Annotated in this window: 2 protein-coding genes; both read left to right on the forward strand. The window is 65.4% G+C overall.

Annotated features, from left to right (window positions below):
- On the forward strand, nt 1–358 hold a 358-nt coding region (locus AC0L21_RS38005; protein ID WP_473267130.1), incomplete at its 5' end, for a tyrosine-type recombinase/integrase.
- A 20-nt stretch (nt 359–378) separates the two neighbouring features.
- Nucleotides 379–598, forward strand: a 220-nt coding sequence (locus tag AC0L21_RS38010; RefSeq protein WP_473267133.1) for a transposase zinc-binding domain-containing protein, incomplete at its 3' end; no start/stop codon positions are given.

Raw genomic sequence — 598 nt, forward strand, 5'->3', positions numbered from 1 at the left:
GCTGTCGCCCCAGCTGCTGGGCATCCTGCGCACCTACTGGCGGCTCGCCCGGCCGCGGCTTTATCTGTTCCCTGGTCGTGACGAAGATCATCCGATCGATCAGACCGTGTTGCACGCCGCCTGTCGATCGGCGGTGAAGGCTGCGGGCCTGACCAAGCGCGTCACGCTGCACACACTGCGCCACAGCTTCGCGACGCATCTTCTCGAGAACGGAACCGATATCCGGATCATCCAGGTCTTGCTCGGGCACAACAATTTGTCCTCGACAGCGCGCTACACGCAGGTCGCCACCGATACGATCCGGGCGACGCAGAGCCCGCTCGATCGCCTGTCGCTGGAGGTGACGCCACCTGGATGATCCGCGGCGGGATCCGGGTGATGATCCGCCCCGACAGCCGCTCCAACAGGCCCGCCATCGAGATTGCCGATATTCTGCGCCGGCATGGCGACACCTATCGCCGTGTACATGCCGGTCATCTCGGTCGGGTCGAGCGGCGCGTGATGAGCGCAATCGTGGCGTGCCGGACCGAGGCGCTCGGCGGCCACATGGAGGCTTGCGACGACTGCGGCACGACACGCCTCGCCTATAATTCCTGTC

The organism is Bradyrhizobium sp. WSM4873, from assembly GCF_055811355.1.